The sequence below is a fragment of the Arsenophonus endosymbiont of Bemisia tabaci Q2 genome (assembly GCF_902713415.1).
In the GTDB taxonomy this organism is placed as follows: domain Bacteria; phylum Pseudomonadota; class Gammaproteobacteria; order Enterobacterales; family Enterobacteriaceae; genus Arsenophonus.
Genome location: NZ_CACTIE010000080.1, coordinates 1 through 5,142 on the forward strand (window position 1 = coordinate 1; position 5,142 = coordinate 5,142).

Genomic DNA, 5,142 nt, shown 5'->3' on the forward strand with positions numbered 1-5,142 from the left:
TTTTGTAATCAAAATTAAGACGCTTAGCTATAACAGAAAATAAAATCAAACATCTATACATTATGGGATTAGCAACAGATTGCCGTGTAAAATTTACCGTCCTTGATGCAGTGCAATTAGGTTATCAAGTAATGGTTATTTAAGATGGTTGTAGGGGCGTTAATCTTCATCCAGAAGGTAGTCATAACGCATTACAAGAAATGGGTATTAGCTGGTGCTAAATTAATAACATCTTCTGATTTGCTGACGCAATCTATGATTGTAACTAATGCACTTAGCTAAGGAGCTGCAATCTATTATTAATATTGAATAAATTTTTCTTATTGCTGCTTTTCACTATCAAAAAATCGCTTTAGCTGATCTTTTGTTTTCAAAATGATATTCCCATCGGTGCCCACCGTCATATGCTGAGCATGATGATTATGTCTAGCCTGCCAAAGCATAATAGTTTGCAGACTATTTTCTTTTTGCTCAGGCGTTAAGACAACACCATCAGGGCACTTTCCCAACTCAACGGCAGTCAGCAATCGTTGATAAATGTCGACTTGTCACTAAATTAACCAGATCATTAAACTCTATATTTCATCCCTTTTCTTGTTTGTCGTCGTGTAAACCTTACTTAACCCTCAGTTACTTCGCCAGATTGTTGATCAGTAAAACTTAATGCAACAGAATTAATACAATAACGTTGTCCAATCGCTTGTGGGGCATCGGCAAAAACATGGCCTAAATGTGCGTTACAGTGATGGCAACGCACTTCTATCCCCTGCGTACCGTGGAAAAAATCATCAATATAACTGACGGCTTGATCATTAATTGGTTGATAAAAATTTGGCCAGCCGCAGCCAGTATCAAATTTAGTTTGTGATAGAATAAGCGGCGCATGGCAACAGAGCAACAGAGCAACAGAGCAACAGAGCAACAGAGACAGTAATAAATACCTTCTCGTTAATTATGTACTAATTTACCTGAAAAAGGTGGCTCGGTTCCGGCTTCTTGAGTGACATGATGTTGCATTTTATTAAGTTTATTTGACTTAATGCGTTTATGTTCTTTTTCAGTCATAAGAAAGCTTTCCTTATTTTCTAGTAAAAGTAATTATATTCATATGATAAGCAAAAGTTAACACTAAACCATCTCAATTATTTTTAACCCGGTAAATCGGGTCTTTCTAATCTGATTTGTGATATAATTCAGATATATTAGCAATATTCACTTTAAATCTCTTTATCCAGAACGATAATAGTGAATAAAAACATTGACCTTAAGCTTGTTGGCAAACATACAAAAGGTGGTTTATATGTCAATTTTTCTGGTAATTGACACGATTCCGCTTGACGGATGGCAAGGTTTTGGTAACCATAGAAACAATATTGAATTCTTTTAAATTAAATAAAATATAGCTGGTGGAAATACGATGACTATCAAAGTAGGTATTAATGGTTTCGGTCGTATTGGCCGTATTGTTTTTCGTGCTGCCCAAGAGCGTAAAGATATCGAAATCGTAGCAATCAATGATTTATTAGATGCCAATTATATGGCCTATATGCTGAAATATGACTCAACCCACGGCCGCTTCAACGGTACTGTCGAAGTTAAAGATGGTGATCTGGTGGTTAATGGTAAAACTATTCGCTGCACGGCAGAGAAAGATCCTGCTAACTTGAAATGGAATGAAGTTGGTGTCGGTGTGGTTGCGGAAGCAACAGGTATTTTCTTAACTGATGAAACAGCATGCAAACATATTTCGGCGGGCGCTAAAAAAGTCGTTTTAACTGGCCCTTCTAAAGATAATACCCCGATGTTTGTAATGGGCGTTAATCATAGCACCTATAGTGGTCAAGATATTGTTTCTAATGCCTCTTGTACCACAAACTGCCTAGCCCCATTAGCGAAAGTTATCAATGATAAATTTGGTATCATTGAAGGTCTGATGACCACCGTCCATGCAACGACTGCTACGCAAAAAACTGTTGACGGACCTTCAGCTAAAGATTGGCGTGGTGGACGTGGTGCTTCACAAAACATCATTCCTTCATCAACCGGCGCCGCTAAAGCTGTTTGTAAGGTTATTCCTGAATTAAACGGCAAATTAACCGGTATGGCTTTCCGTGTTCCAACCCCGAATGTCTCAGTTGTTGATTTAACCGTTCGTTTGAATAAACCTGTCACTTATAAAGAAATTTGCCAGGCGATCCAACAAGCAGCAAATGGTGAATTAAAAGGCATTCTTGGTTACACCGAAGATGATGTTGTTTCCACAGACTTTAATGGCGAAAAACTAACATCAATTTTTGATGCTAAAGCCGGTATTGCCTTAAACGACAGCTTTGTAAAATTAGTAGCCTGGTACGATAATGAAACCGGTTATTCAAATAAAGTTTTAGATTTAATTGCTCATATTGCTAAATAAATAGGGTAATTATTCGCTTTAAGCCCCCATTAATAGCGGCTTTTTTCATTCTCACATATAATCCAACGATATTTTTAAACTAGCTAATTTCTAATCATAAAAAATATAAAAAAGACGAAATGATGAATGACACGACACTGTTTAGCTTACCTGTAAAAGAAACAATTTCATGCTATATTACACTTCGACAGCTTGATGAACTTCCAGTCATTATTGTTTCTCATCCTAAAGTGAGTGCCGCAGTCAGTCTGCAGGGAGCACCCAGCTACTTAGCTGGGCAGCCCGAGGGGAAAAAAACGCTTTATGGTTGAGTGAAAATAGTCTATTTCGAAAAAATACCGCTATTCGCGGCGGAATTCCTATCTGCTGGCCATGGTTTGGCCTGGTCGCTCAACCCAGTCATTGTTTTGCTCGTTTAGAGGAATGGCAATTGACAGCGCATAGTGAGCTTAGAGATAGTGTAATCCTTACCCTAACACTTTCTGATAATGAAATAACAAAAAAAGATATGGCGACATGAATTTACCTTAATAATGCGCTCAAAGTTAGCAGCGACCTGTGAAATTGAATTTGAATATTATGGTACTGAGCCTGCCACCGGTGCATTACATACCTATTTAGAAGTAAGTGGCATAAATAAGATATATATTGAAGGTCTAGGCAAACCTTATATTGATAAAGTAGCTTATCGTGATGTTTATACAGAAGATACAAAAACTTATATAACCCCACACGAACTGATCGTATTTATACTGAATCCGATGATTGTAATTTGGTGTATGATAAAAATTGGCAACGTATTTTAGAAATATAGCTGGGCGACTTTAAAATGATTACAAGTAATTACTCTATATCAGTAAATTTATATTGGAGAAAAACACATATTTTGTAATCAAAATTAAGACGCTTAGCTATACACCATTACCATCATAGCGACATAGTATGTTGAAATCCGCACGCTGAACTATCCAGTACCATAAAAGATATGACCAGCAATGGTTAAAAAAATGCTATGTTTAGAAACAGCCTATATTAACCAACCAATGCAACCAGCAGGTGAAAAACCTGCCCGCATGTCATTAACCTTAGGTGTGCGTAGCATCAAGATGCAAGATGTAATGCTATAGCTTTACGATTTTTATGCAGAAATAATAAGCAATATTGTTAAAATTTATTAGTGTCTTACACTAATAACCGCTATCTCAATTAACACCCTCACTTTTGACGAGGGAATAAAAATAGGCTGATAGCGCATTAACTAGCAACGAGTTTAACGTAATTCAGACAAATTATTTATCATATTGTCTTTATCTTTCATCTCACGCCAAATATTGCCACTATCTTTGCCATAACTACGAACCCGATCTAACACCAGATCATTGTTTTCTTGTTCACATATTTTAGCTAAATCATGGTAGAAACGGCAAGCCAGCTGACGCGCCTTAGGATCAGAAAAATAGTAACGGCCAACACGGGTATATAATCCTTTCAAACCATTCAGGATTAAGCCATAGATAAGATTACGAGAGACAAATGCGAGTCCACGAAAAATATTATCATCAACTGTACTAAATACTTGAGAACAATCTTTTATATTCTCTCTTATTGATAATATCTCTAGTGATTTTGATTTACTTTTACGAAAGGCAGTTCGAATAAAAATAGCTGAAATATTGGTTCTAACAGATAACAAATCTTCAATCAATTTAGGTGCTCCACTGTGATCTAACCGCGCCAGGGTTTCTAAAATATTAAGTCCTGAAGTTTCTCAAAAATTGTTTACTTTAGTTGGTTTTCCATGCTGAATAGTTAGTCAACCGTCTCTGGGAAGCCGCTGTAAAACTTCTCGTAATGTTGTTCTCGTTACCCCAATTAGCTCGGATAGCTCACGTTCAGCGGGTAAAATTGAACCCAGCGGAAAATGGTTATTCCAAATACTTTCAACAATATACTCTTCTGCAAAATTAGCCGGATTTTGCGCTCTAATAATCATATTTTTCTCTACCTAAAACAAATTTTTGCCATTAATAAAACGAGATAATATCAGAATGAAAAAGTTTGAGGTAGCCGAGTTATTAAGAAATACTAATCTGACCATAAAGACTTAATGCAATTTATCGTTAATTAGGAAATCGTTCTTTTAATTTCTGGTATAAAAAACGTAGTATGCTACGTTAGTCAATTTTACTTATATACTAGTGAAGGAAAGCAAGTAATAATGAATATAAATATCAGACAAATTATGTTAAAAAATTTCCTTGGTAATTCTCCTGAATGGTACAAATTGACCATTATTTTCTTCTTGATAATCAACCTCTTGTGCTTTTTTTAGTTAACCGTTTTATTACCGGTTGGTTATTGATTGCTGAATTTATTTTTACACTTGCCATGGCGCTAAAATGCTACCCATTACAGTCTGGCGGATTACTTGCTATTGAAGCGGTAATAATCGGGATGACTTCACCACAACAAGTAAGTCATTAAATTGCTAATAACATTGAAGTAATATACTGCTATTAATTTTTATGGTTGAAGGTATAGCTAAGCGACTTAATTTTGATTACACCATATTGAGTGCGAACAAAATATCTGTGTCGCATCCGAGCGCTCTTTTTTTGCATTTCGCTTGTGGGCATTTATGTTCAATTGGATTAAGATCTGGCGAATAGGTAGGCAAATATTCCACCATATGCCCCGCATCGATGATAACTTGTTGAATACTCTGTTTC

The 5,142-nt window shown here is 36.1% G+C and carries 5 protein-coding genes and 4 pseudogenes; 6 read left to right on the forward strand and 3 right to left on the reverse strand.

Annotation, left to right across the window (positions count from 1 at the left end; translation table 11 throughout):
- Nucleotides 1–41: 41 nt before the first annotated feature.
- A pseudogene (locus tag ARSQ2_RS12530) lies at nucleotides 42–282 on the forward strand (isochorismatase family protein); the annotation flags it as partial.
- A 38-nt stretch (nucleotides 283–320) separates the two neighbouring features.
- On the opposite strand, the gene ARSQ2_RS04480 reads toward ARSQ2_RS12530, so the two are convergent.
- Entirely contained in the window at nucleotides 321–539 is a 219-nt protein-coding gene (locus ARSQ2_RS04480) for a YeaC family protein (RefSeq protein WP_181994511.1), read from the reverse strand.
- 80 nt (nucleotides 540–619) lie between these two features.
- Nucleotides 620–1,065: pseudogene (gene msrB / locus ARSQ2_RS04485) on the reverse strand (peptide-methionine (R)-S-oxide reductase MsrB).
- A 352-nt stretch (nucleotides 1,066–1,417) separates the two neighbouring features.
- Here msrB and gapA point away from each other — a divergent pair.
- The 4 genes from gapA (at nucleotide 1,418) to ARSQ2_RS04505 (ending at nucleotide 3,219) form a co-directional block, all read left to right on the forward strand.
- On the forward strand, nucleotides 1,418–2,413 hold the full coding sequence (gene gapA, locus ARSQ2_RS04490; RefSeq protein ID WP_181994506.1) for a glyceraldehyde-3-phosphate dehydrogenase: 996 nt from the start codon (nucleotides 1,418–1,420) through the stop codon (nucleotides 2,411–2,413).
- 122 nt (nucleotides 2,414–2,535) lie between these two features.
- Complete coding sequence (locus ARSQ2_RS04495) at nucleotides 2,536–2,724, forward strand: hypothetical protein (protein WP_181994507.1); 189 nt, start codon at nucleotides 2,536–2,538, stop codon at nucleotides 2,722–2,724.
- Complete coding sequence (locus ARSQ2_RS04500; RefSeq protein ID WP_181994512.1) at nucleotides 2,721–2,933, forward strand: aldose epimerase family protein; 213 nt, start codon at nucleotides 2,721–2,723, stop codon at nucleotides 2,931–2,933. Before ARSQ2_RS04495 ends, ARSQ2_RS04500 begins: the two co-directional genes overlap by 4 nt.
- Nucleotides 2,934–2,946: 13 nt before the next feature.
- Nucleotides 2,947–3,219, forward strand: coding sequence for a hypothetical protein (locus ARSQ2_RS04505; RefSeq protein ID WP_181994508.1), 273 nt, complete (start codon nucleotides 2,947–2,949; stop codon nucleotides 3,217–3,219).
- Nucleotides 3,220–3,683: 464 nt separating this feature from the next.
- Here ARSQ2_RS04505 and fadR read toward each other — a convergent pair.
- Nucleotides 3,684–4,406: pseudogene (gene fadR, locus ARSQ2_RS04510) on the reverse strand (fatty acid metabolism transcriptional regulator FadR).
- A gap of 225 nt (nucleotides 4,407–4,631) precedes the next feature.
- On the opposite strand from fadR, the pseudogene nhaB reads away from it, so the two are divergent.
- Nucleotides 4,632–4,894: pseudogene (gene nhaB / locus ARSQ2_RS04515) on the forward strand (sodium/proton antiporter); the annotation flags it as partial.
- Between the last annotated feature and the right edge of the window lie 248 nt (nucleotides 4,895–5,142).